Here is a 25,840-nt window from a genome sequence, read left to right on the forward strand (position 1 = left end):
GTTGCTTATTTGTATTTATTTTTACCCATCTACATCATTTGATGTAGAGAATTTTTTTGCTTATTGCTATTATTTTTGTAGTAGTCCAATGTGGATAAACCTTTAAAGTAGTTTAATTTATTTTAAATGCAGTGGTTTGAGTAATCTAACTCCGTTAAATAGTACGACTAAAGTACTGCCTTCATGAACTAAAACGCCAATCGGTAGTGACATAGCACCGAAAATATTGAAAAGAACAAGAGTTAAAACAACTAGCATTGAAAAGACAATATTTTGCATAACGATTTTATCTAATTGTTTAGACAATTGATGAGCATATTGAATCTTGGTCAAATCATTCTGCATCAGTACGACGTCTGCAACATCAATAGCGACATCAGTACCATCACCCATTGCAATTCCAATATCAGCATTTACTAGAGCTGGTGCATCATTGATACCATCACCGACCATTGCTGTTTCACCGTATTTTTCTTTCAGTTCATCGACGATACTAGATTTATTTTCCGGTAAGACATTTCCGAAAACATCATCAATTCCTAAAGTATTCGCAACAGCTTGTCCTGTTTTGGCTGCATCACCAGTAATCATGGCTGTATGAATATGTTGAGATTTTAAATAATTAATTACTTTTTTTGCTTGTTCATTAGGTAAGTCCATCATAGCAATTAAACCAATGACATTGTCGTTTTCAGCGATATAAACAACAGTTTTTCCAGCTTCGGTATGTCGGTCAGTTTCAATTTTTAGTTCTGCAGCGACATTTGTGAATAAACTAGGTTTACCGATTCGGTAACTATTTCCTAAATATTCGGCGACGATTCCATGACCAATTTGATTATCGATTTCAATGATTAAATCTTCTGTCGGTTGCAGATGAGCAACAATCGCATCAGCTAAAGGATGATTTGCTTGTTTTTCCATAGCCGTAATGATGTTTGTCATAAGCTCTTGTTTATCTTCAGTATTATCTAGATAGAATACGTCAGTAACTTTAGGTTTTCCTTCTGTTAGTGTGCCTGTTTTATCGAAAGCAATAGCTTGTAGTGTAGCCATATTAGATAAGTAGGAGCCACCTTTAAAAAGGACACCACGTTTAGCCAAATTTGAAATTGCTGATAGCGTAGCAGGAATATCACTGGCTGCTAAAGCGCAAGGAGATGCAACAGTTAAGAAAACCATTCCTTTATAGAAACTTTCGTACCAAGAATAATTTAAGATAAAAGGTGTCAAAATAATATAAATCGGAATGATGATGAGAATAGCTGTCACGTACCTTGGCTCGAATCGTTTAATTCTGGTAGCAGTTTTGGATAAGTTGTTTTGTGATTGATTAACTAATGCAAGTATTTTGGCGAAAACAGTATCTGAACTTTCTTTAGTAACGGTCATCGTGAAAGTACTATTTCCGTTAATCGTACTGCCAAAAACAGTATCACCTATCGTTTTATCTACGGGAATACTTTCACCATTGATTGAAGATTCATCGATTGATGTAGCTCCAGAACTAATTATGCCATCAGTTGGTATCTGATCGCCATTAAGTACTTGGAGCGAGTCGCCAACATTTAGAGAATTTACATCAACAATTTTGGTTTTTCCGTCTGGTTGTATTAAACGAGCTTCAGTAGGATTTAATTTCATTAAATTAGTGATTTCACGTTTACTTTTATTTTCAACATAATGCTCTAAAAAGTGTGCTCCGGCAAATATTAAAATTAATAGTGCTGCTTCGCGATAGTCACCGATGATAGATGCTCCGATTGCTGCTAAAGCCATTAGAACATGAACGTTAGGTGTAAACTTCCGGTTGGTCTTCGTTTCCTTATAAGTATCCTCAAAACCTTCAATAATTATATGATAACCCGATAAAATGACTGTCCCTACAAACATTATTGAACTGATAGCTGGAGAGATTGGAAATAAAGCAACAATAAAAAGTACAAGCCCAACAACATAAAGAATTGTTGGTAAATTACCATGGTTATGCTCATGGTTATGATTAGCATCACAAGATTTTGCAGCAGATTGAGTATTTGCATGTGACATAATTAAGTCCTCCTTTATATGAATATCTTTTCATATGTTTATTGTAACCTATAATTATTTAATATGCAAGTAGTAGAATTAAATACCGTTTTATATAAAAAATAAAAAGTTTGATTGAGTTGAAAATAAAAAAAGCATAAAGTACTAATTAATGCAGTAAGAAAATTTTAATTGCTGTGATGAAGTTTGAGAGGGGTTTTTATGTTTAAATTTATAGTAATCAGTTTGATTGTTCTTGTAAGTCTCAGTTACAGTATTTTTTTATTTAAGGATATTTATACTCATCGTGCAGAGTTGAAAAGTGAAAAACCTTCAAGCAAATGGCTGCCGGTTTCTTCATTTGTTATCTTTTTTCTTTCAACTTTCGGTATTTCAGATTTTGCTATTAGTACGGTTGTTTATTCTAAGTTGGGATGGGTGGACATCAAAAAACTGCCCGGTACACTGAATACTCAAGGGGCTATTCCTTTTGCAGTAATGGCTCTTTCATATGTATCTTCTGTAAATGTAGGAATAAAAACGTTAATTGTGTGTATTATATCGCAAATGGTTGGTGCATATATTGGCCCAAGAATTGTAGTTAATTTATCTGAAATATCGATTAAACGTGTATTAAGTATTGGCTTGCTAGTTGCTGCTTGTTTAATTTTTGCAGGTCAAATGGGTTGGATAAAATCTACCGGTATGGCAACTGAATTATACGGATGGAAATTATTGACTGCTTCATTAGCTTTGTTTACGTTTGGTATGCTGAATAATATTGGAATAGGATCTTTTTCTGTAACGATGGTGACGGTATACTTATTGGGGATGGATCCTCTCGCAGCATTTCCGATTATGATGGGTGCCTGTACTTTTTCAATCCCTATCGGTAGTATGCAATTTATAAAATATGGTCGTTATAATCGCAAAATAACTTTATCAAGTGCAATTTTTGGAATTGTAGGTGTATTGACAGCAGTGTTATTAGTTCAATCACTGGCTACGTATATGTTGAAATGGTTAGTTATTATTGTGCTTTTATATAGTTCATATACTATGATGACCTCACTTATTCGTCAAAAGAAAGATGCGCTTTCATCAAAAATATAATAAAAAAAAATTTATATAAAGGCAGTCACAGCAGGCTTTTTCTGTGACTGCCTCTTTTTTTTAACCAACATATATTGTAAAAAATAGTAACTAACTATTGTGAAAACAATCACTTTAGTTTATAGTAGTTACCATAGTAGCTACTAGTTAAGTGAGGTTGATTTTTATGGATACGATTATTCAAATTATGAAGAAATATAATTTTACTGAAATGGAATCACTTGTGTATGTGACATTATTGGAGAGAGGAGCACTTACTGGGTATGAGGTAAGCAAGCACTCAGGGGTTGCGCGTTCAAAAGTGTATAACATTCTTGAAAAATTAGTGAAAAAGGATTTGGTTATCGTAAATAAATCAGAACCAAAATTATATGGGGCTTTATCTGCGGAGGAGTTTATCAGCAGATTGGAGTCTGAAACACAAACAGATTTACATCTATTAAGTCGTCAATTCAGTCAAGTTAAAGAGTATCAAGAAGACGATTTGCTATGGAAATTGGAAGGGTACGATAATTTATTAAAAAAAGCAGAGTATTTAATTTGTCATGCAGATAGTTCAGTATTAATACAAGTGTGGAAGAAGGAATTAACACCGCAAATTTTGAAAGCGTTACAAGAAGCAGAAAAGCGTGTAAATCAATTTGTTTTAATTGCTTTTGATTGTGATAGAAACAAAAAATTACCATTTAAAAAAGTTTATTATCATGGGTTTGAGCAGGATAAGCTGCAAGACTTTGGTAATCGCTGGATAAATCTTGTGGTTGATGATAATGACGTCTTGTTTGGTACGATTGATGAAAATCAGATGGGCAATAATGATATTACATTAACTAAAAATCGAGCTATGTTGAACTTAGCTAAGGAATATATCAAACATGATGCGTATACATTAAAAATAATTTCAGAACTTCCTGAAGAATTACAGAAGAAATATGGCAATCATTTTGAAAAAGTCAGATCTATCTACTGGGAGGAATAAAGATGTCTAAGGTAATCTTATTAGGTCTAATTATTATTGTTAACTTTAGTTTTTTAGTTGTATTTGTGAAAGATGTTATAAGTCATCGACAGGATTTAAAAGAAGAAAAAGCAAATTCAGTTGGTTTAGGGATATCATCGTTTCTCACATTTTTTCTATCTACATTTGGTATTTCAGACTTTGCCATTGGCACAGTGCTGTATCCAAAAATGAAATGGGTGAGTATGAAAAAACTTCCGGGTACTTTGAACACGCAATGTGTTATTCCTGTAGCAACAATGGCATTATCTTATATATCATCCATAGAGGTAGGAGTTAAAACTTTAGTTGTCTGTATAGTCGCTCAAGTCATCGGCGCATATATCGGACCTAAATATGTGGTTAAATTACCGGAACGCACAATTAAATTGTTTGTCGGCATTGGTTTGATTATTGCAGCTTTCTTAATTTTCGCTGGTCAAATGAATTGGATACCATCTAACGGAATCGCGACAGATTTATATGGCGGGAAATTAATTCTCACAGCTGTTTTACTTTTTATCTACGGTGCATTAAACAATATCGGTATCGGTTCATATTCATTGACAATGGTAACCGTATATCTTATGGGTCTGAATCCGATTGCAGCCTTTCCAATAATGATGGGAGCTTGTACATTTTCAGTACCAATTGGTAGCATGCAATTTGTTAAATTTGGTGAATATAGTCGTAAAATTACATTATTTACGTCAACATTTGGTGTTTTAGGTGTGTTAGTTGCGGTATTTTTAGTTAAATCTCTAAACACATATATGTTGAAATGGTTAGTCATTATCGTTTTACTTTATAGCTCATATACAATGTTACAAACACTTACTTCAAATAAAAAAATTAGTGTTGAATAAGAAGGAGGATATTAAAATGTTAGTATTAAATACAAAAGAAATGAAAGAATGTTACTCTATGCGTCAGGCAATTGATGCAGATAAGGAAGCGTTAGGGTTGTATTCCAAACAACAATCAATTGTTCCATTAAGAACAAATATTTCGGTGGATATCCATAAGGGTCAGAGTCTTTATATGCCAGCTTATGTAGCAGGTGATACAAGCGAATCATTGGGTGTAAAAATTGTTTCAGTATATCCAGAAAACATAAAAAAAAATCTGCCAAGTGTACCAGCAAGTATGGTGGTTATTGACCCGGCAACAGGAATTGTTTCAGCAATTATGGATGGTACACATCTGACGCAATTACGAACAGGTGCTGTGCAGGGTGCTGCAACTGAACTACTATCGCGAAAAGACGCTAAAATCGGTGCATTGATTGGTACAGGCGGACAAGCTGAAAGTCAACTAGAAGCGATGATTACTGTTAGAGATTTAGAAGAAATCCGTATATTTGATATTGATTACGATCGTGCCAAAGAGTTTTCAGCAAAGGTTTCTGAAAGATTCTCGATAAATGCCCGTGCTGCAAAAACAGCTCAAGAATGTGTAACTGGAGCAGATATTATCACGACTGTTACAACGTCTCGACGTCCAACATTTGAGGCAGCCTGGATAAAAAAAGGTGCTCATATTAATGGAGTGGGTTCTTATACGCCTGAAATGTGTGAAATACCTTCTGATATGTTATCAAAAGCCGATGTCATTATTTTAGATACGATTGATGGTGTATTACAAGAAGCTGGTGATTTTATTCAACCGTTTGATAAAGGAGAATTGACAAACGAAATAATCAGGGGCGAATTAGGACAATTAGTCAATGGCACTATTACCGGACGAACATCTGATGATCAAATTACGGTTTTCAAAACTGTTGGGACAGCCGTATTGGATGTTTATGTTGCCAATGAAATAGTCGAAAATGCAAAAAATAAAGGTTTGGGAACAACAATAAATATTTAAAAAAAGACGCCTTGGTGAAGGGCGTCTTTTTCATTATCTAGAATTACTTGAATGGCGATTAAAATTGTTGTTGTTTGTATTCCTCTTGCTGTCTTTATTATTACGATTGTCAAACCGATCCGGTGATGACATAAAGGATTTCCAAGCATCTTTATAGTTGTCGTCTGTTCCACCGATACCAAAGCGGAATTCGCTATCTTTTGGACCGTTATTGGCAGAATAAAGACTGTCAATCTGTTTGCTGTCCTTCAAGTTAAATGTACCTAGATCATTTATTCGTATAGTATCAGGTTTTTGTCCGGTAAAAGAAGCAACTTTTTCTTTTTTGACGGACGGATCTAAACTGAATTTATCATTAGTGCCGAATATTTCAGGATTTCTTTGATAAACATACGCTGTCATTAATGCCCAATACTCCATATTTTTTTTATTCCAAGTATCATACATTAGCGTATTGTCATCATAACCAATCCAGCTGCTCATCGTTATAGCAGGTGTTGATGCGGTAAACCAATAGTCCTTTTGATCTTGTGAAGTACCGGTTTTTCCGACCCAGTCAGCTTTTGCAAGTGTCGGATTTGCTCGGTTTAAGACATTTTTAGCTTCTTGTCCCGTACCACTATTGATTACGTCGCGCATCATGTCATTCATGATAGTTGCGGTAGAAGGTTTAAAGACATTTATTGGATTGGCTTTATGCTCATAAACAACTTTACCAGAAGCATCTGTAATTTTATCAATTGTGTAACCTTCGTTGTATGTACCTCTATTTGCAAGCGTTGCATAAGCAGATGTTTCTTCATAGACTGTCAACCCATGATCAGTACCGCCTAAGGCAATCGATTCTCGTGTATACTCTTCAGGGTTTAAGCCGATATTCATCTTCTCAAAGTATTCCTTTGGATTAGCATTTGATGTAAGCATCGTATCATAGAGATTAACAACAGGAATATTTAACGACCATTTGAGTGATTCTCTGACAGATTTAAATGACTTAGAACCAAAGTCAGAATAATTTTTAACTTCGTCATTGTTATCACGATACTTCATTGGAAAATCAGCCAATTGACTTTCTGAACCGATAATCCCTTTATCAATGGCCGGTGCATAAGCTAGTATCGGCTTCATAGTCGATCCTGGAGAACGTCTTGTTTGAAATGCATGGTTGTTTTGATTCTGATTATAATCACGTCCGCCGATAAAACCATAGACACGCCCAGTTTTGTTATCCATCAGAACGCTACCTGTTTCTAGCAATTTGCCGCGACCATCATCTAGGACTCGTCCGTATTGTTGAACAGCCTCCTGCATGTGTGTATGAACACTCTGATCAATAGTTGAATGAATGGTTAATCCGTTTTGTCTAATTTCTCTTTTGGCTAATTCAAAGTATTTATTAAAAATTTCTGGAGATTCATTAATTTGTTTTTCAGTTACTTTATCTTTTTCATAGTAGGTCGGCATCATCAAACGAGCGGCTTCATCATAGAGATAATTATATAAAAAACCTGAATCAGTAAATGAAGGTGCTTCTGGTCTGATAAAATCTTTTGTTAGATCATAATTTACTGCATCTTCGTATTCTTTTTGATTTATCATTTTTTCACGATACATATTAAATAAAACGATATTTTTACGTTTTATTCCAGCAGAGACATCTTCTTTGATTGTAGCATCACCAGTATATGGCGAGTAATAAATCGGACTTTGAGGAAGACCAGCTAAATAGGCTGCTTGAGCAAGATTGACATCTTTCGCATGCACACCAAAAATTCCTAAAGCTGCCTCTTCAATCCCAGCAATATTTTCACCTTTATTGTTTCTTCCAAAAGGCGAAACATTTAAATAAGCTGTTAGAATTTCTGTTTTAGTCATATACTTTTCGACTTCAGTAGCTAAAATCATTTCCGAAGCTTTACGCTTATAAGATGTTTCATTAGTCAAAAGTTGTTGTTTGATGACTTGCTGTGTAATGGTTGATCCGCCTGAGCCGCTACCAAAACCAGTAATATCAGAAAAAGTGGCACGAGCAACTGCCTTTGGAACGACACCGTGGTGTTCGTAAAAGTTTTCATCTTCAGTTGAAATAAGCGCTTGTTTTATTAAAGGAGAAATTTCCTTTTCACTAACAGGCGTGCGTACTAAATCAGATTTTATAACTGAAATTAATTCATCATTAGAATATGTGATTTTAGATTGTTGCTCAAGCTCATGAATTTTAGAACGTAATGTTTCTTTGTCAGGTATTTCTAACTGATTAGTCAAAGCTGAGAAATAACCTAGTCCGACACCAAGTCCAAGTGCTCCACCGGCTAAAATGATAAATATAAGGAAAATAACGACTGCCCGAATGACACGATAAATTATATTGAATTTAAAAGTTGCTGAACTTTTATTAATCTTTGGTTTATCGGTATCCGTCTGGTCTAATTGAGAAGTATCCTCTTGTAAGTTGCTGCTCGGTGTATTCGGAGTTTCATTCTCATTTTTAAACAAACGATCACCTCTTTGTAAATGTAAGTTATACGATATTATAGCATTTTACCATAATATTGAATAGATTAAGAGTTTGATTGTCGCAGTATCTTAATAAAAAACAAGCATCTAACTTGTCATTTATTAATCAGAACGGTATGATTTGAAAAGAAATATGAAGTCAGGAGAGATAATTTATGTATCTAGGTTCGCACGTAAGTATGAGCGGTAAAGACATGCTATTAGGATCAGCAAAACTAGCAGACAGCTATGGTGCAAATACGTTTATGATTTATACAGGAGCACCTCAAAATACAAGACGGAAACCCATCGAGGAATTAAATATAGAAAAAGGGCAGTTATTTATGACAAGTTCTGATATAAATATGGATAAGATTGTTGTTCATGCACCATATATTATAAACCTTGGAAATACGACTAAACCACAAAATTTCGGTTTTGCTGTTGACTTTTTGCGTCAAGAAATTGAACGCGTTGAAGCCATTGGCGCTAAACAAATTACTTTGCATCCTGGAGCACATGTTGGTGCTGGTGCGGATGTTGGCATTAATCAAATTATAAAAGGCTTAAATGAAGTGCTGCGGTCAGAGCAGACCCCCCAGATAGCACTGGAAACAATGGCTGGAAAGGGAACTGAAATTGGTCGTTCTTTCGAAGAACTAGCTAAAATAATTGATGGTGTCACATATAATGAAAAGTTATCAGTTACGCTGGATACGTGTCATATTAATGACGCTGGATATAATGTTCGGGAAGATTTTGATGGTGTCTTAGAGGAATTTGATCGTATTATCGGCTTAGATCGACTTAAGGTTATTCATGTGAACGATTCAAAAAATTCGCAAGGTTCGCATAAAGACCGTCATGCAAATATTGGATATGGAACTATCGGATTTGATGCATTGAATTATGTGGTTCATCATCCGCAATTAACGGAACTGCCTAAGATTTTAGAGACACCGTTTGTCGGTGAAGATAAAAAAACTGCAAAAGCACCTTATAAACATGAAATTTTGATGTTAAAAAAACAAGAATTCAACCCAAATTTATTAGAGGATGTTTTTAATCAGAAATAAAAGAAAATCGTCCTTTTCATTCACTAAAAATTTTAGTACAATATGTACTGTTAGGCACATTTTAACAGGAGGAAGGAGTGTAGGATTATGAATACAGGATTAGCGATTCTTTTAATTGTTGTTGCTTTACTAGCTGGACTAGTCGGCGGCTTCTTTTTAGCGAAAAAAACATTTGAAAATCAATTAGAGAAAAATCCTCCCGTTAATGAGGATATGTTACGTATGATGATGTCCCAAATGGGTCAAAAGCCATCAGAGAAAAAAGTTCGTCAAATGATGCAAAATATGAAAAATCAAAATTCTAAATCTACTAAGAAGAAGAAATAGTTTGATAGCTCATGATTCGTATCTTGTATTTGATAGATACTGAAAAAAACGGGTGCGGTTTAACGCAGCCGTTTTTTTATTTGGAAGGAGAGTTTTAAGTATGGATGTTTTTAAGAAGCTGTCTTGGTTTTTTAAGACAGAGAAAAAAACGTATGCTATAGGTGTGGGATCCTTAATACTAGTTGCGTTTATTCAATTATTACCACCAAGAGTGACAGGAATAATTGTTGATAAAATCAGTAATGGTACATTGACAGCCGTCAATTTAACAATGTGGATCAGTATTTTAGTTGTTGCAGCAATAGTAGTTTATGGTCTACGCTATTTGTGGAGAACCCATATATGGGGTGGGGCAGCTCGTCTTGAGAAGACAATGCGAAAAAGATTATTTCATCAATTTACAAAGATGGATCAAAATTTCTATCAAAAGTATCGAACAGGTGATTTAATGGCACATGCTACTAATGATTTAAATGCGATTCAAAATGTTGCTGGAGCAGGTATTTTAACTTTTGCAGATGCTTTTATTACTGGTGCTATTACTGTAGTGGCAATGATTTTATTTGTTGACTGGCGTTTAACATTATTGGCATTAATACCTTTCCCTTTTTTAGCTTTAATTTCAAGTAAATTAGGAAGTAAGTTACATGATGCTTTCAAAGAATCACAAGCAGCGTTTTCTAAACTAAATGACAAGACGCAAGAAACAATCACCGGTATTAAGGTGATTAAAACGTTTGGTCAAGAAGAAGCAGAGATGAAAGATTTTCAGAAAAAAATAAACTATTCAATTAAAAAGAATAATCGAGTTAATGCATTAGATGCTTTATTTGATCCGTTAATCGCTATTGTTATTGGTGTGTCTTATGTTGTATCAATTATTGTCGGCGGTGGTTTTGTTGTTAATGGGACGATTACAATTGGCCAATTAATTACATTTTTTAATTATATCGGTATGTTAGTTTGGCCAATGTTTGCTATCGGTCGCTTTTTTAATGTTTTACAGCGAGGTAATGCCAGCTACGATCGTGTGCAGCATTTACTAAGTGAAAAATCTAGCATTGTTGAACAGCAAGATGGTATTAATGTGCCCGCTAAAGGGGATCTGAACTATAAAGTTTCATCTTTTACTTATGCAGGTGATAAGGCACCAAGTCTGCAAAATATTGAATTTAACTTAAAAGAAGGTCAGACTTTAGGAATTGTCGGAAAAACGGGTTCAGGAAAAACAAGTATTTTAAGACTTTTATTAAGAGAATTCGATCAATATGCAGGAAACATTTCATATGGCAGTCATTCAATTAAAGAGTATCAACTAGATGCCTTGTTGCACTCAATTGGTTATGTTCCTCAAGATCATTTCTTATTTTCAATGACCGTTCGAGACAACATCCGATTCGCCGTACCACATGCCTCTCAAGAAAAAGTCAATGAATTTGCAGATGAAGCCGTTATTCATGAAGATATTTTAGATTTTCCGCAAGGGTACGACACGATGGTTGGTGAGCGCGGCGTTTCATTATCTGGTGGTCAGAAGCAGCGGATATCCATTGCTAGAGCATTGATTGTTGAACCTGAATTATTGATTCTAGATGATGCTTTATCAGCGGTTGATGCAAAAACTGAGGAACAAATTTTATCTAATTTAAGAAATAAGCGTAAAAACAAAACAACTATCATTAGTACGCATCGTTTAAGCAGTGTTATCCATGCTGATGAGATAATAGTTATTGACAAAGGGCGTATTACCGAGCGTGGTACACATGAAGAATTGGTGGCACTGGGCGGATGGTATAAGAAAATGTATGATTATCAGCAATTAGAAAGTAAAATAGAAGGCGGGGTGACAGCATGAGTGAACCACAATCAGAATGGACTAAGACTTTAACCATGAAGGAGCAGACAACGATAATTAAACGGCTGTTTACTTTTGCAAAACCGTTTAAATGGTATTTTTTTGGTGCATTGACATTTTCAATTATATTGGCAGTTATTAATATCCTACTACCAAAAGTTTTACAGATTTTTATGGATAATCATTTAGAGTCTAAGAATGCAACAACACAAACAATCCTTTATTTTGCTGCTTTATATGGGATAGGAGTATTATTTAAGGCAATTGTTTGGTTTGGCCAGTGGATTTTATATTTTAAGGGGTCATTAAATACGTATCAATCAATCAGAGTTCGACTGTTTAATAAATTACAAACAATGGGAATGCGATATTTTGACCAAACACCGGCTGGGTCAATTGTATCTCGTGTCACAAATGATACGGAAACGCTATTTGAGTTTTGGCTGTTCTTCTTGTTCATTATGACGGCTATCTTTGGGGTAGTGGCATCTTTTATTGCAATGTGGGGTATTAGTCATCAACTTACTTTGATTTGTATGATATTTTTCCCGATTTTATTAATAATTATTTGGTATTATCAAAAATACAGTTCAAGAATTTATCGAGGAATGCGAGAACGTTTGAGTCATCTGAACACTAAATTAAATGAGTCAATTACAGGTATGTCAATTATTCAAATTTTTCGTCAAGAGGAAAGGTTAGAAGAAGAATTTGCTGAGAGTAATAATGCTTATTTATCATCACGTTATGACATGATTAAAACAAATTCTTTGCTGTTAGCACCTATTATTAATCTACTTTTTGCGTTGGCTACAGCTATGATTTTAGGTTATTTTGGTATTTTATCAACTCAATCACCAGTTGAAGTTGGTGTCATTTATGCGTTCATTTCATATGTACAGCAATTCTTTAATCCAATGACGAATATGATGGATTCTTTAAGTGTTTTTCAAGATGGATTAGTTGCTGGCGGACGCATTATTAAAATTTTAGACCATGATGAATTAACACCACAGCAAAATGATGGGGCAAACGTCAAAATTACTAATGCAAAAATTGAATTTAAAAATGTTACATTTTCATATGATGGAAAAAATAATGTATTAAAAAATATTAGTTTTGTCGCAAATCCTGGTGAAACTGTTGCGCTAGTTGGTCATACAGGAAGCGGAAAAAGCTCAATTATCAATGTACTTATGAGATTTTATGAATTTTATGATGGACAGATTTTAATTGATGATTGTGATATTAAAGATTTTCCAATAACAGAACTTCGCGAAAAACTAGGCTTAGTTCTTCAAGATGCATTTATGTTTTATGGTGATATTTCCAGTAATATTCGTTTATTAAATGAAAATATTACGGATGAACAAATTATCGAAGCAGCAAAGTTTGTCCAAGCAGATACATTTATCGAAACACTGCCCGACAAATATCATGCTAAAGTATTAGAGAGCGGTTCAAGTTTTTCTAGCGGACAGAGACAGTTGATTTCTTTTGCCCGAACTATCGTAACTGATCCAAAAATACTTGTTTTAGATGAAGCAACTGCGAACATCGATACTGAAACGGAAACTTTAATTCAAGAAGGATTGCAGCGAATGCGATCAGGGCGAACAACGATTGCTATCGCTCACCGATTATCGACAATTAAAGACGCTGATTTAATCTTAGTCTTAGAGAAGGGGAAAATTGTCGAGCGGGGTACACATGACGAGTTGATTTCTCATGAAGGTCTATACAATGACATGTATCAATTACAAAATAATGAAAGAGATTTAAGACAACATTAGAGAGGAATCAAACAGTTTATGTTGATAAGCACGAATAAAAAAGAGTGGCTTGGTAATGTTAGAAACGATATCTTTGGTGGATTGGTTACCTCTGTAGCACTTATTCCAGAAGTTATCGGGTTTGCTATTTTATCAGGTGTTAATCCTATTACAGCATTATTTGCCTCTGTGATTACAATCATAGTAACTTCATTGACCGGTGGTCGGCCGGCGATGGTATCTGCAGCTGCTGGATCAATGGCTCTAGTGATGGTAACTCTGATAAAAAATTATGGTATTGAATACATGGTGGCGGCTACAATTTTAACAGGTGGCTTACAGCTGTTCTTTGGTTACTTAGGCATTCATCGTTTAATGCGTTTTGTGTCGAAACCCGTTATGTCAGGTTTTGTTAATGCTTTGGCTATATTAATTTTTATAGCCCAGATTCAACAGTTGATGCACGTGTCATTTGCAGCTTACGTCATGACTATATTTGCAATTGCAGTAATGTATTTGTTTCCGTATGTGACAAAACTAATTCCGGCAGCGCTTATTGTAATTGTTTTAATGACAGTTGGGACATTTACTTTTGGATGGAATGTACAGACGGTTGGTAATCTAGGTGATATGTCGGGAAACATCCAGGGACTTCATTTGCCGAGTGTCCCCATGAATTTTGAGACATTGCGTATTATTTTTCCAACTGCTCTTGCTCTGTCTTTAGTCGGATTGGTAGAATCATTGCTGACATTGCCTATTGTGGATGAGATGACTGAGACAATCGGGGATAGTCGACGCGAAGTGAAAGCACAGGGTTTAGCCAATATAGTGACAGGTTTTTTTGGTGGACCCGCGGGATGTGCGATGATTGGACAAGCAGTGATCAATGTGAAGTCGGGTGGCAGAAAGCGGCTCTCAACGATGGCTGCAGGGATTGTCCTTCTATTGCTGCTTATCGTATTTAAAGGTGTCATGCTTCAAATTCCAACACCTGCACTAATTGGTATTATGATAACTGTCGCCATCACAACCTTTGATTTTGACAGTATAAAAACAGTAAGAAAGTTATCTTTTATTGAAGCAACAGCGATGATTCTCACGATTGCAGTGGTTTTATATACACATAATTTAGCTGTTGGTATTATTGTTGGTGTTTTAATTACTTTTTTGGATTTAAAATCATTACAAAAAAATAATTAGTTGTGAAAAGAATCGATTGATAATAATCGGTTCTTTTTTTGTTTCTTTTTTTAATGTAGTACTTATAATAAGTGAGTGTTTCTAAAGAAGAGAGAGAAGAATAAATTTGAGAAAATTCTGAAAAAATTTTCTGCTGATAAAGAATTTTTAGGAGATGGCTATTGACGAGAAAGGAGTATCGGAGGTAACACATACGAATTAGCCATTTTAATTGCTAGTTCTTGTGGAACTACAAGTGTATACATCTGCGCAGATTACTGTTTCAACTGCTAATCAAGTGATCATTCCAATAAAGCTTATAGATTTAGACTTGCAATCGACAAAGTGTATTTCTAGAAGTGTTGATACTCAAGATTTCTTAGATAGTGAATTAGATAAGTTGTTGATGAAATTTAGTGATATGATTAATTAAAAATCTAGAATAAATTATGTAAAAATTAAACTGACTTATAAAGAGATAGTACAAATATAAAATCAACATTGTTGAATACAAAAATGCAATTACTTATCTCCACTTAACTATCGAAAAAGGTAATTGCATAAGTATTTTTTACCTGTCTCATTTATAAGGTTCAGTCCCAATCAACTACTTATCCGATTTTTCATTTTTAGAAAAATTGGCTTTATAACTGGTTCTAAGATAAAATAAAATAGAATATTTCCTACGGCGTGCAAACTATCAAAAGTAATTCCTTGTAAATAATAGACCCAAAATATATCTATTCCTATGAAAGGAGCTTGTATCAGAGAAATAATAAATCCATAAAGATAACCTAAAAATCCAGAAAATAATGCTCTAACGATAATTGAGGATTTTATCAAAAAGCGTTTAGCTAATTTGATTGTTAAACAAATAATTAAATAAGCTATTATTTGAGCAATGGTCCATGGTCCCATACCTAGATAAATATTTGAAATAAACATACTCAGGATTGCAATCAGACTTCCAAAATAGGAACTGATAAATAATGAACTCATTATTATAATGTCAGTGAGTGGTTGCATATTCGGAATACTTTGAAAAACTAAGCGACTGACAAATGCGGCAGAACTAACTAGTGCCACATATGAAATGAAAAATGTTGATTTATTTAAGTTCATTTAAGCGCCATTCAATTTTATCGCCTGAGTTAACCTTAGTGTCACTGGCACCTTTTGAGGCTTCTTTGTTATTGATGTAGTACATCCAATATTTGTTTTTTTCTTTATCTTGTGATTTGCCGTTAATTTCAGTAACAAAACCATCTTTTTCTTTTGTATCAAAGTTTTTCTTTAGTATATCCATTACAGTCTGGTCTTTAGTTGTTGTAATATTTTTTGATGATATTTCTTTTGCATCTTCTATTAAAGTGATTGTAACATTAATATGTTTTTTCTCTGTTGAAGACGAAGATGAAATAGTGGAACTGTTTGTACTTGATGTTTGTTCTGCTCCGCATCCAGTTGCTATTATAAGAAACGAGAGTGCTGATAGTAATAATAATCTCTTTTTCATAGTAAAGCCTCCAATTTTTATTAGTTTTAATTTTAACTACATTTAGACATGAAATCAATAAAAAAAGCCTTTATAAAGGCTTTTTTTATTGATTTTTACATATGCAAAACTTTGTTTAAAAAGTTCTGCGTACGCTCGTTTTTTGGATGGTCAAATACTTGCTCCGGTGTCCCATCCTCAATAAAATTACCGGCTTCAATAAACATGACACGGTTAGCAACTTCTTTTGCAAATCCCATTTCATGTGTAACGATAACCATAGTCATTCCTTGCTCAGCCAAGTCCTCCATAACTTTTAACACATCACCGACCATTTCGGGGTCTAAGGCTGATGTTGGTTCGTCAAATAACATGATATCAGGGTTCATAGCTAGCGCCCTAGCTATGGCAATACGCTGCTTTTGACCACCTGATAATGAGTCTGGATATGCATCGCGTTTATCTGCTAGGCCAACTTTTTCAAGTAATTCGACAGCTTTTTTTTCAGCCTCAGCTTTTGTCATTTTACCTAAATCAACCGGTGCTAATGTAATATTGTCGATAACTGATAAATGGGGAAATAGATTAAAATGTTGAAAGACCATGCCTATATGTTGACGGACATGATTAATGTTGGTATTTTTATCTGTCAAATCTGCTCCGTCAATAATGATTGCACCGCTAGAAATTTCTTCTAATTGATTTAAACAACGTAAGAAAGTACTTTTACCAGAACCTGAAGGACCGATAATACAAACGACGTCACCTTTATCTATGGAAACATTGATATTATTTAGAATGGTGTTGTCACCAAATTTTTTTACTAAGTGTTCTACTAAAATCTTTTCTGTCATAGTTGTAATTTCCTTTCGAACATTTTACCTAATTGTGTTAGTGCAGTAATAAGAATTAAGTACATTACTGCAATGACAAAGTACACTAAAGTACTTTGTAGATTTCGTGCTACAATCATCTTACCAGCTTGCAGTAATTCAATTAAACCAATAGCAGAGAGAATGGTTGTATCTTTTAAAGAAATAACGAATTGATTAACAAATGAAGGAATCATAATACGAATTGCTTGAGGTAAAATGATTTTTTGCATTGTTTTTCCATAAGACAAGCCTAGACTGCGAGAAGCTTCCATTTGACCTGAAGGAACGGCTTTAATACCGCCTCGAACAATTTCAGAAATATACGCACTTGCATTTAGTGTCAGAGTAACGATACCGGCTACAAACACTGGGATATTGAATCCAAGAACACCTGGTAAACCGAAATAGATAAAGAATGCCAAGACCATTAGCGGAATGCCTCGAATTAAATCAACGTAAATCGTCGCAATAGTTCTGACAACCCTACGCTCAGATACGGACATAAGACCAAATAACACGCCCAATACTGTTGCAAGGGCAAAGGATAGAAAGGCTAACCAAATAGTCATCCAAAAGCCTTTTAGCAATCTCTCCCAGTTGTTTGACAGCATACCTGTTAATGTAGATTCATCAACTGCTTTCTTTTTTGATGCTGAAATTTTAGTATCAGTTTGGATATATTTACCTAATAATTTATCATAAGCTCCAGATTTTTTCATCTCGGCTAAGGTTTTATTAAACATAGCAATTAATTCAGGATTTGTCCCTTTTTTAACAGCAAATCCATATTGACCGCCATCTTCTTTTGCAATAGGCGTTTGGATATTTTGACCTTGAGCAACAGCATAACCGATAACAGGATAATCATCCATAATTGCTGCCACTTCATTAATATCCAGAGCGCTGAATAGTGCATCAGTTGTATCTAAGTAAGTAATTGAATAACCGTATTTATCTTTATTTTTTTCTAAAAAATCAGCACTGGCAGTTCCAATCTTTGCGGCTATCTTTTGTCCCTTTAAATCTTTATAATCTTTTATTTTATTATTTCCTTTTTTAACAGCTATTTGGACGCCACTGTCAAAATAAGGTTCAGAAAAATCAAATGCTTTAATACGTTCATCAGTGATTGTCATACCAGCAATAACACCGTCAGCTTGACCTGACTCAACGGCTTGAACGGCAGAATTGAAACCGATAAATTTAAAATCAACATTAAATCCGTTTTGTTTAGCAACTTCTTTCATTAAATCAACATCGATACCTACATAGTCACCATCTGCATTTTGATATTCAAAAGGTGCATAGGTTGAATCACTTGCTATAATATAAGTCTGTTTTAAAGGCTTAGTATCAGTAGATTGATTGGATTTAGATGCTGAATTAGATGAATCAGCAGCCATCGCAATACTAGAATTTACTAGAGTAATAATGAAAACTGAAAGCAATATTCCAACTATTTTCCCCATTTGTTTCATTTTTTCGTACATAAACAAACCCCTTTCACAATATTGGACAATTATATACTAAAAAACAGGCTCTTGACAAGCATTCTGATATATTGGTATAGGTAAAAATATAAAAAATATCCAGTATATGAACAACGTGAGTTACTACTTGTTACAAATTTATTTATTATTAATAAGTTGTTTTTTAAGAATAGTAAAATTGCTTTAGAAAATGGTATAGGTTATAAAGAGATGAAACCAACCAATTTGTTGTGTTATTGTTTATTGGCATACGTTACTAAACAATTCTTTCTCCATCTTTTGACAAATAATACCATCTTCAATAAAATCGTCGGATGTTCTACTATATCCTAGTTTTTCGTAAAAAGGTACGGCATGTTTTTCGGCATGGACTTTAGAAATTAAGCATCCGTTTCGTCGACCGCGGTGTTCTGTTTCGAGTACTAAACGGCTGCCAACTTTTTTATAGCGCCATTTTTCATCAACACAAAGGCGGTCAATTCGTAAAGTGACTGCATCATCTTGAACATACCTTGAAGTACCGACAGGCATTTTATTTTTATCAAACAATACAAGATATTCTGTATCATCTGTATCATGCTCATCAAACTCTTGTGTTGGGTGAATACCTTGTTCATTTACGAAGATTGCTGTTCTTAAATCAAAGGCTGCTGCTCGAACCCAAGGCTCGTTATTAAATTGTATCGAAAACATAATATTACCTCTTTTCAATTTTATGAATAAAGTGTATCATATCTTCAATGAAATTATGGGGGAATTTTATGAAAAAGGTATGTTTTATTTTAGTTGTTATTGTATTAATAGGAGTAATAGGTAGTCTAGGTTATGCTACTAACTACTTATTTAATTATGCAGTTGTATCTGGAGAAAAAGATTTTTTAGATAAACCGAATAAAGAAAAGCAAAAGAAAGAGTGGGACTTTTCAAAAGGAAAAACTAATAAAACAGAAATAGAAAGTAATGATGGACTTACTTTACGGACAACGTGGGTCAATCAAACTAAGAAAACGAATAAGGTAGTAATCGCGGCACATGGATACATGCAAAGTGCTGAAAAAATGGGGGCGTACACAAAAATTTTTTATGATTTGGGCTTCGATGTGTTGGTTCCTGATAATCGTGCTCATGGTAAGAGTGAAGGAAAATACGTTGGTTTCGGCTGGCTTGATCGTTTAGATTATTTACGATGGATTGATGAGGTTATCAAAAAAAAAGGCAATGATGTCGAAATTGTTTTGTTTGGAGAAAGCATGGGTGCTGCAGCGGTGATGATGGTGAGCGGAGAAAAACTGCCGCCTCAAGTGAAGGTTATTATTGAAGACTGTGGATATGCATCGGTAAGTGAAGAATTAACTTTTCAATTAAAAGATTTATTTAATCTGCCTGCTTTTCCGTTGATTCCGCTGACATCTTTTTATACAAAATTAAGAGCGGGTTATTCCTTCTATGAAGCAGATGCTGTTAAGCAGCTCCAAAAGAACCGTTTACCAGTTTTATTTATACATGGCGACTCAGATAAATTTGTTCCAACAAGTATGGTATATGAATTATATGATGCAACCAAAGGATCTAAAAAAATGAAAGTATTTAAAGGATCGGGTCACGCTGAATCTGTTAAAGATTATCCTAAGGAATACCAAGAGACAATCCAGAAATTTTTAAATGAATATCTGAATTAATTAATTGAAAAGTTGACAGAACGGGTTCTATTACATATAATTTATGGAGTATGAGAGGATATAGATTTACTAAAAATATTTGGTATAGAGAGCTTCTGGTTGGTGAAAAGAGAGCCCAAATAAAAGTAGTCTGCTCCCTGTCGATTTGTGGTATTCAATTATCACGTATAGTCTGCGTTAAGGACTTAAAAGAGGTAATGACTGTTTGAGCATCATTGCAATCAAGGTGGTACCACGACTTATCGTCCTTGACTGCAGGATGCTTTTTATATTTTTTAGGAGGATATGATATGAATAAATTATCTAGTCAGGAAGTACGTAGTAAATATTTAGATTTTTTTAAATCAAAGGGTCATTCGGTAGAACCGAGTGCTTCACTTATCCCAGTTGATGATCCAACTCTGTTGTGGATTAACTCAGGTGTAGCAACACTAAAAAAATATTTTGATGGAACCGTTGTTCCAGAGAATCCAAGAATGACAAATGCTCAAAAAAGTATTCGTACAAATGATATAGAAAATGTTGGTAAAACAGCACGTCACCACACTATGTTTGAAATGCTGGGTAATTTTTCAGTTGGAGATTATTTTAAAACGGAAGCTATTCATTGGGCGTGGGAATTATTAACTGATGATAAATGGTTTGGTTTGGATAAGGATCGTCTATATGTGACAGTTCATCCTGATGATTCTGAAGCCTATCGTATTTGGAATGAAGAAGTCGGATTGCCAGCGGCATCAATTGTAAAGCTGGAAGATAATTTTTGGGATATCGGTGCTGGCCCATGCGGACCAAACTCTGAAATCTTTTTTGATCGTGGACAAGAGTATAATGATGTTGCTGAAGATGATCCGGAAAATTATCCTGGCGGCGAAAATGAACGTTATTTGGAAATTTGGAATCTAGTTTTTTCAGAATTTAATCACACAGATAATCATGAATTTTTACCATTGCCTCATAAAAACATTGATACAGGGATGGGATTAGAACGAATGGTCTCAATTTTCCAAGATGCTCCGACTAACTTTGAAACAGACTTGTTCTTACCAATAATTCATGCGACAGAAGCAATGAGCGCAACGCACAAATATGGTGAGTCACCCGCGGTTAATACATCATTTAAGGTTATTGCCGATCATATTCGTGCTGTATCATTTGCTATTGGGGACGGAGCTTTACCTTCAAATGAAGGACGTGGTTATGTGTTGCGTCGTTTAATTCGTCGTGCGGTTATGCATGGTAAAAAACTAGGTATTGACCAAGCCTTTCTTTATAAATTAGTGCCAGTTGTTGGTGAGATTATGGGCAGCTATTATCCTGAAATAACTGAAAAAGCTGACTTTATCGAAAAAATTATCAAGACCGAGGAAGAACGATTCCATGAAACAATTAATGATGGATTACAAATAATTACTGACTTAATTTCAGAATTAAAGGCATCGAAACAAGGTACGTTAGCTGGGCAAGATATTTTTAAATTATACGACACATATGGTTTCCCAGTAGAATTAACTGAAGAGATGGCTGAGGATGAAGGCCTAAAAGTTGATCATATTGGTTTTGAAAAAGAGATGGAAGCTCAGCGTAATCGTGCCCGTTCTGCTCGCGTGAAAGAAAGTTCAATGAATGTGCAATCGGCTTTATTAACTGATATTAAAGTGCAAAGTGAGTTTGTTGGTTATACAGAGCAAGAAATTGATGCTAAGTTAGAAGTTATTATTCAAACTGATACGATTGTGTCTACGACTGACAATGGAGAAGCTCAATTAATCTTTAATTTAACTCCGTTTTATGCTGAAATGGGCGGACAAGTCGCTGATAAAGGGCGAGTATTAAATAGCGATGGTATCGAGGTAGCTTCAGTAGTCGACGTTAAAAAAGCACCAAACGGTCAATCATTGCATCTAGTTAATGTGATTGGTCAATTAAATGAAGGTGATACATATCGACTAGTTATCGACCGTCATTTGAGAAATAAAATTATTAAAAATCATACGGCAACACATTTATTGCATCGCGCATTAAAAGAAGTATTGGGTGAACACGCTAATCAAGCGGGTTCATTAGTAGCACCAAATTATTTACGCTTTGACTTTACTCATTTTGAACAAGTAACAGCTGAAGAATTAGCAGAGATGGAACGTAAAGTTAATGAGAAAATATGGGCTGGCATGCCTGTAATTACGACGGAAACAGATATCGACTCTGCTAAAGCAATGGGAGCAATGGCTTTATTTGGAGAAAAATATGGCAAGAATGTACGAGTTGTTAATGTTGACAATTATTCCATCGAATTATGTGGTGGTGTTCACGTTGGTAATACAAGCGATATCGGCATCTTCAAAATTACATCTGAATCAGGTATTGGTGCAGGTGTGCGTCGTATAGAAGCTGTTACTAGCCAAGAAGCTTTTGAAGCATTACGAGTAGAAGAAATACGTTTGAAAGAGGTTGCTAAATTAGTTAAGGCACCGCAATTAAAAGAAGTAGTAACTAAGGTCGAGCAACTTCATGAAAATTATAAAGAGTTACAAAAAGAGAATGAACAATTGTCTGCGAAGTTAGCGAATGCTGAAGCAGGTGATATCTTCAAAAATATCGAAAAAATTGGCAATATCAGTTATATTGCTCAACAAGCTTCTGTTAAAGATATGAATCAGCTAAGACAATTAGCGGATCAATGGAAACAAAAAGAGTTATCTGATGTATTGGTTTTAGGCATAGTGTCAGGAGAAAAAGTTAACTTGTTAGTTGCTATGACGAAGTCAATGAACGATAACGGCTTAAAAGCTGGTGATCTGATCAAAGCAATTGCACCTAAAGTTGGTGGCGGCGGTGGCGGTCGACCAGATATGGCACAGGCAGGCGGTAAAAATCCTGCTGGTATGTCAGAGGCTCTAGCTGAAGTTAGGGTTTGGTTGGAAACAAAGATTTAATTTTGTGGTTCATTTTAAACAAAGATATTTTTCTAAAAGGCAAATTATTTTTAATACTTTGCCTTTTTTTTGTTTTTTTGTGTCCCAAAAATTACAATTTCCTTATAAATTCTTGTATACTTAAGTTAAATAAGTAGGAGGTTTTTTTATGTCGAGAAAAATTATATCAGCTGAACAGATTTCCTCATCAGGACCTTATTCACATGCTGTAGATGCCGGAGATTATATATTTTTATCTGGTCAAACAGCAAGAAATTCTAAAGAGTATATTGAACAATCAAATAGTGTTAGTGAGCAGACCAAGCAAGTATTTATGAACTTGAAACAGGTTTTAACTCAAGCAGATTTGTCTTTTGAAAATGTTGTGAAAGTTAATGTTTTTCTAACAAGTATGGAGCATTTTGATGAAATGAACGAAATTTATAAAAAAACTTTCAGTAAGCCCTATCCTGCGAGAACTTGTGTAGCAGTTCAAGCCTTACCTTTAGGTGCAGATGTTGAAATTGAATGTATCGCTAAAAGGGGATAATTTTCAGATGAATAAATCAGAAAAAGTATTTTCAATGTCTTTTAATAAATTATATCCGCTCTACGTAAAAAAAGTGGAGCGTAAAGGTAAAACGAAAAAAGAAGTAGATAAAATTATTCAGTGGTTGACAGGATATAATCAGATACAACTTGATAAGCAATTGAAAAAAGAAGTTAGTGTTGAAGCATTCTTTAATGAATGTCCCCAGTTTAATTCTCAAGCTGACTTGATTACAGGTGTGATATGCGGATATCGTGTAGAAGAAATTGAAAATCCGCTAATGCAAAAAATTCGTTATCTTGATAAACTGATTGACGAATTAGCTAAAGGTAAAGCAATGGAAAAAATTTTAAGAAAATAAAAAAAACAAACGGTAAGTATCTGAGACTTACCGTTTGTTTTTTATAATTAAGAAATATAACAAAAAAATAACGATTAAAATATTATTTACTTTAAGAAACTATCATCTAGCATATAAGTAGTAAATGTTGTGTTTTAAATTCAAGAAGTGATCTCATCAGAAATGTTCATCTAATTTTCTTACTTAGTCTTATTTTTTCTGACATCATGCGGATTAAATACAAAAAAGACTAATTAGGAACAGAAACAAGAAAAAAGTTTGTTACCAGTTTTTTCGGTATAGACCATTATCAAAGGTATCGTTGGTGATAAGATGACAGTCGATATTTATTATTCAGGCATGCGGCGATAGTCAGTCGTTTGATTCTTCTGTTAAGGATGTTGAGCGAAATCAAATCGCTAATTTATTTATCTTTCACAACTTTCTGAAGATTTGGTTAAACACACTCGAGCCAATTTTAGAGCTTTGCCAATTATAGAAGCAGCTAAAGAGTTAGAATTTAAACCAGTCGCTGGTTTAGAAAGTGGGTGAGAGCACAATAAAAGCTTTAAGAGTATTAAAAAATTTGAATTTAAATCATAATTTAATCAGAAAAAAAGTTATTTCTGATGATGTTTTAGCTCTGGCTTACTTTAAGCATCGACTATAATCAGTTAACTGACTTAGTAGGTTTAAAAAATTACTGAATCTAAAATAATTAATTGTCAGTGGTAATTAAATTGATGAGTTGAATAATATTGTCAATTTAAATAAACAACTAAGATATTTGGAGAGAGGGAAAGAAATTAAGAACTTGCAAGATGTGGAGAACTTTAAAGAGTTAAAAATAATTTCAGCATCTAATCATGCTGTTCAAAGGATGTCAGAATTGACAAAACTGGAAAATATCTCAGAGACCAGATTAAATAATTATACAATTGACGAGTTTAATAGTTATAAAGGATGGCATTAAAAAGATCTATTTGTACTATCGTTAGACACTTAAGAACTTTACAAAACAGAAACGATGATAAATCAGTTATTTTATGTAGTGACTTTAACTACAAAAAAGCAGAAGCGAATGAATCAATCAGCATTAACCAAATAGAACCAGAAAAAAGCAGTTGTCGAAAATACATCTGATACGAATAATTAGGACGCTATTTCTTTTGAACACAAGGACAATACACACAATAAGACTTATACAAGTGAAATAAATATACGGTGTGTGCTCTAATGTAAATGATTGAAACATACTCTTTATTTATACGTACATTTTGTGTACAATTAAATGGAAGGAGATGGTGACATGAATAAAAAATCAATCTTTAGCGTTATTGCTGCGTTATGTTTATTTTTATTAGCCGGATGCGGTGCAAATAAATCAAAGTATAATGGTGTTGAATCCGAAGATTTTAATTTTGAACAATATGACAGTCATATTAAATTAAGCGATTTTAGAGAAAAACCGGATGTACACAAAGGTGAAAAAGCTACATTTGTTGTAAATATTCTGACAGTTGTTCCATCAAAAAGACCTGGTGGTGATAATCGATATTTAGTTGAAACAAAAGAGGGAACTACTGAGACAACATCACTTTTATTTATATGTTTTGAAAACCACCTGCTATGCGGGTGGTTCAGAAGAGCTTTCAGCGTGGTATAAAAAAAGTCTCCTAAAATGATAAGATATATTTGGTTTCCCGACCACGAAATATCAATCATTTAGGAGGTCCCTTATGAAAAAGGACAATCAAAGTTTATCACACACAACATGGAAA

23 protein-coding genes are annotated in these 25,840 nt (G+C 34.2%); 16 read left to right on the forward strand and 7 right to left on the reverse strand.

Annotated elements, in window-relative coordinates; genetic code table 11:
- Nucleotides 1–117: 117 nt before the first annotated feature.
- Nucleotides 118–2,049 (reverse strand): heavy metal translocating P-type ATPase, encoded by a 1,932-nt coding sequence (locus CBF37_RS07910; protein WP_125984207.1) that lies wholly within the window; start codon nucleotides 2,047–2,049, stop codon nucleotides 118–120.
- A gap of 201 nt (nucleotides 2,050–2,250) precedes the next feature.
- Here CBF37_RS07910 and CBF37_RS07915 point away from each other — a divergent pair, with 201 nt between their 5' ends.
- From CBF37_RS07915 to CBF37_RS07930, 4 genes are all read left to right on the forward strand, one after another.
- The gene (locus CBF37_RS07915) at nucleotides 2,251–3,141 is read left to right on the forward strand and encodes a sulfite exporter TauE/SafE family protein (RefSeq protein WP_125984208.1); all 891 of its coding nucleotides are present in this window, start codon (nucleotides 2,251–2,253) and stop codon (nucleotides 3,139–3,141) included.
- Between the two features lie 166 nt (nucleotides 3,142–3,307).
- The gene (locus CBF37_RS07920) at nucleotides 3,308–4,120 is read left to right on the forward strand and encodes a TrmB family transcriptional regulator (protein ID WP_125984209.1); all 813 of its coding nucleotides are present in this window, start codon (nucleotides 3,308–3,310) and stop codon (nucleotides 4,118–4,120) included.
- A 2-nt stretch (nucleotides 4,121–4,122) separates the two neighbouring features.
- The gene (locus tag CBF37_RS07925; RefSeq protein ID WP_125984210.1) at nucleotides 4,123–5,004 is read left to right on the forward strand and encodes a sulfite exporter TauE/SafE family protein; all 882 of its coding nucleotides are present in this window, start codon (nucleotides 4,123–4,125) and stop codon (nucleotides 5,002–5,004) included.
- Nucleotides 5,005–5,020: 16 nt separating this feature from the next.
- Nucleotides 5,021–6,007, forward strand: a complete 987-nt coding sequence (locus CBF37_RS07930; protein WP_125984211.1) for an ornithine cyclodeaminase family protein — start codon at nucleotides 5,021–5,023, stop codon at nucleotides 6,005–6,007.
- A gap of 33 nt (nucleotides 6,008–6,040) precedes the next feature.
- Here CBF37_RS07930 and CBF37_RS07935 read toward each other — a convergent pair whose 3' ends face one another.
- Nucleotides 6,041–8,503, reverse strand: a complete 2,463-nt coding sequence (locus tag CBF37_RS07935) for a transglycosylase domain-containing protein (RefSeq protein WP_125984212.1) — start codon at nucleotides 8,501–8,503, stop codon at nucleotides 6,041–6,043.
- Between the two features lie 176 nt (nucleotides 8,504–8,679).
- Here CBF37_RS07935 and CBF37_RS07940 point away from each other — a divergent pair, with 176 nt between their 5' ends.
- From CBF37_RS07940 to CBF37_RS11640, 6 genes are all read left to right on the forward strand, one after another.
- Nucleotides 8,680–9,579 carry a deoxyribonuclease IV gene (locus tag CBF37_RS07940; RefSeq protein ID WP_125984213.1) on the forward strand — a complete coding sequence of 300 codons (900 nt, stop codon included), beginning with the start codon at nucleotides 8,680–8,682 and terminating at the stop codon, nucleotides 9,577–9,579.
- 87 nt (nucleotides 9,580–9,666) lie between these two features.
- A complete protein-coding gene (locus CBF37_RS07945) occupies nucleotides 9,667–9,906 on the forward strand; it encodes a YneF family protein (RefSeq protein WP_125984214.1) in 240 nt (79 codons plus the stop codon).
- Between the two features lie 100 nt (nucleotides 9,907–10,006).
- Complete coding sequence (locus CBF37_RS07950; protein ID WP_125984215.1) at nucleotides 10,007–11,761, forward strand: ABC transporter ATP-binding protein; 1,755 nt, start codon at nucleotides 10,007–10,009, stop codon at nucleotides 11,759–11,761.
- Nucleotides 11,758–13,554 carry an ABC transporter ATP-binding protein gene (locus CBF37_RS07955; RefSeq protein ID WP_125984216.1) on the forward strand — a complete coding sequence of 599 codons (1,797 nt, stop codon included), beginning with the start codon at nucleotides 11,758–11,760 and terminating at the stop codon, nucleotides 13,552–13,554. The genes CBF37_RS07950 and CBF37_RS07955 overlap by 4 nt, the downstream gene beginning before the upstream one ends.
- An 18-nt stretch (nucleotides 13,555–13,572) precedes the next feature.
- Nucleotides 13,573–14,736 carry a SulP family inorganic anion transporter gene (locus tag CBF37_RS07960; RefSeq protein WP_125984217.1) on the forward strand — a complete coding sequence of 388 codons (1,164 nt, stop codon included), beginning with the start codon at nucleotides 13,573–13,575 and terminating at the stop codon, nucleotides 14,734–14,736.
- A gap of 223 nt (nucleotides 14,737–14,959) precedes the next feature.
- Nucleotides 14,960–15,148 (forward strand): hypothetical protein, encoded by a 189-nt coding sequence (locus CBF37_RS11640; protein WP_165866666.1) that lies wholly within the window; start codon nucleotides 14,960–14,962, stop codon nucleotides 15,146–15,148.
- Nucleotides 15,149–15,318: 170 nt separating this feature from the next.
- Here the strand turns inward: CBF37_RS11640 and CBF37_RS07965 are convergent, their stop codons facing one another.
- The 5 genes from CBF37_RS07965 to CBF37_RS07985 all read right to left on the reverse strand — a co-directional run bounded on the left by CBF37_RS07965 (nucleotide 15,319) and on the right by CBF37_RS07985 (nucleotide 19,268).
- A complete protein-coding gene (locus CBF37_RS07965; RefSeq protein WP_125984218.1) occupies nucleotides 15,319–15,837 on the reverse strand; it encodes an ECF transporter S component in 519 nt (172 codons plus the stop codon).
- Nucleotides 15,824–16,231, reverse strand: a complete 408-nt coding sequence (locus tag CBF37_RS07970) for a DUF4430 domain-containing protein (protein ID WP_125984219.1) — start codon at nucleotides 16,229–16,231, stop codon at nucleotides 15,824–15,826. Before CBF37_RS07970 ends, CBF37_RS07965 begins: the two co-directional genes overlap by 14 nt.
- Before the next feature lie 95 nt (nucleotides 16,232–16,326).
- Nucleotides 16,327–17,064, reverse strand: a complete 738-nt coding sequence (locus CBF37_RS07975; protein WP_125984220.1) for an amino acid ABC transporter ATP-binding protein — start codon at nucleotides 17,062–17,064, stop codon at nucleotides 16,327–16,329.
- Nucleotides 17,061–18,575, reverse strand: a complete 1,515-nt coding sequence (locus tag CBF37_RS07980) for an amino acid ABC transporter substrate-binding protein/permease (protein WP_125984221.1) — start codon at nucleotides 18,573–18,575, stop codon at nucleotides 17,061–17,063. Before CBF37_RS07980 ends, CBF37_RS07975 begins: the two co-directional genes overlap by 4 nt.
- Before the next feature lie 240 nt (nucleotides 18,576–18,815).
- Nucleotides 18,816–19,268 carry a GNAT family N-acetyltransferase gene (locus CBF37_RS07985; protein ID WP_125984222.1) on the reverse strand — a complete coding sequence of 151 codons (453 nt, stop codon included), beginning with the start codon at nucleotides 19,266–19,268 and terminating at the stop codon, nucleotides 18,816–18,818.
- A 47-nt stretch (nucleotides 19,269–19,315) separates the two neighbouring features.
- Between CBF37_RS07985 and CBF37_RS07990 the strand changes: the two genes are divergently transcribed.
- From CBF37_RS07990 to CBF37_RS08010, 6 genes are all read left to right on the forward strand, one after another.
- The gene (locus tag CBF37_RS07990) at nucleotides 19,316–20,254 is read left to right on the forward strand and encodes an alpha/beta hydrolase (RefSeq protein WP_125984223.1); all 939 of its coding nucleotides are present in this window, start codon (nucleotides 19,316–19,318) and stop codon (nucleotides 20,252–20,254) included.
- Between the two features lie 290 nt (nucleotides 20,255–20,544).
- A complete protein-coding gene (alaS, locus tag CBF37_RS07995) occupies nucleotides 20,545–23,190 on the forward strand; it encodes an alanine--tRNA ligase (RefSeq protein WP_125984224.1) in 2,646 nt (881 codons plus the stop codon).
- Between the two features lie 148 nt (nucleotides 23,191–23,338).
- Nucleotides 23,339–23,719 carry a RidA family protein gene (locus CBF37_RS08000; protein ID WP_125984225.1) on the forward strand — a complete coding sequence of 127 codons (381 nt, stop codon included), beginning with the start codon at nucleotides 23,339–23,341 and terminating at the stop codon, nucleotides 23,717–23,719.
- Between the two features lie 7 nt (nucleotides 23,720–23,726).
- Nucleotides 23,727–24,080, forward strand: coding sequence for a DUF2200 domain-containing protein (locus CBF37_RS08005; RefSeq protein WP_125984226.1), 354 nt, complete (start codon nucleotides 23,727–23,729; stop codon nucleotides 24,078–24,080).
- 766 nt (nucleotides 24,081–24,846) lie between these two features.
- Nucleotides 24,847–25,032 (forward strand): hypothetical protein, encoded by a 186-nt coding sequence (locus tag CBF37_RS11645; protein ID WP_165866667.1) that lies wholly within the window; start codon nucleotides 24,847–24,849, stop codon nucleotides 25,030–25,032.
- Nucleotides 25,033–25,368: 336 nt separating this feature from the next.
- Entirely contained in the window at nucleotides 25,369–25,725 is a 357-nt protein-coding gene (locus CBF37_RS08010) for a hypothetical protein (protein ID WP_125984227.1), read from the forward strand.
- Nucleotides 25,726–25,840: the final 115 nt, after the last annotated feature.

Source organism: Vagococcus vulneris, from assembly GCF_003950515.1.
GTDB classification, from domain to species: domain Bacteria; phylum Bacillota; class Bacilli; order Lactobacillales; family Vagococcaceae; genus Vagococcus; species Vagococcus vulneris.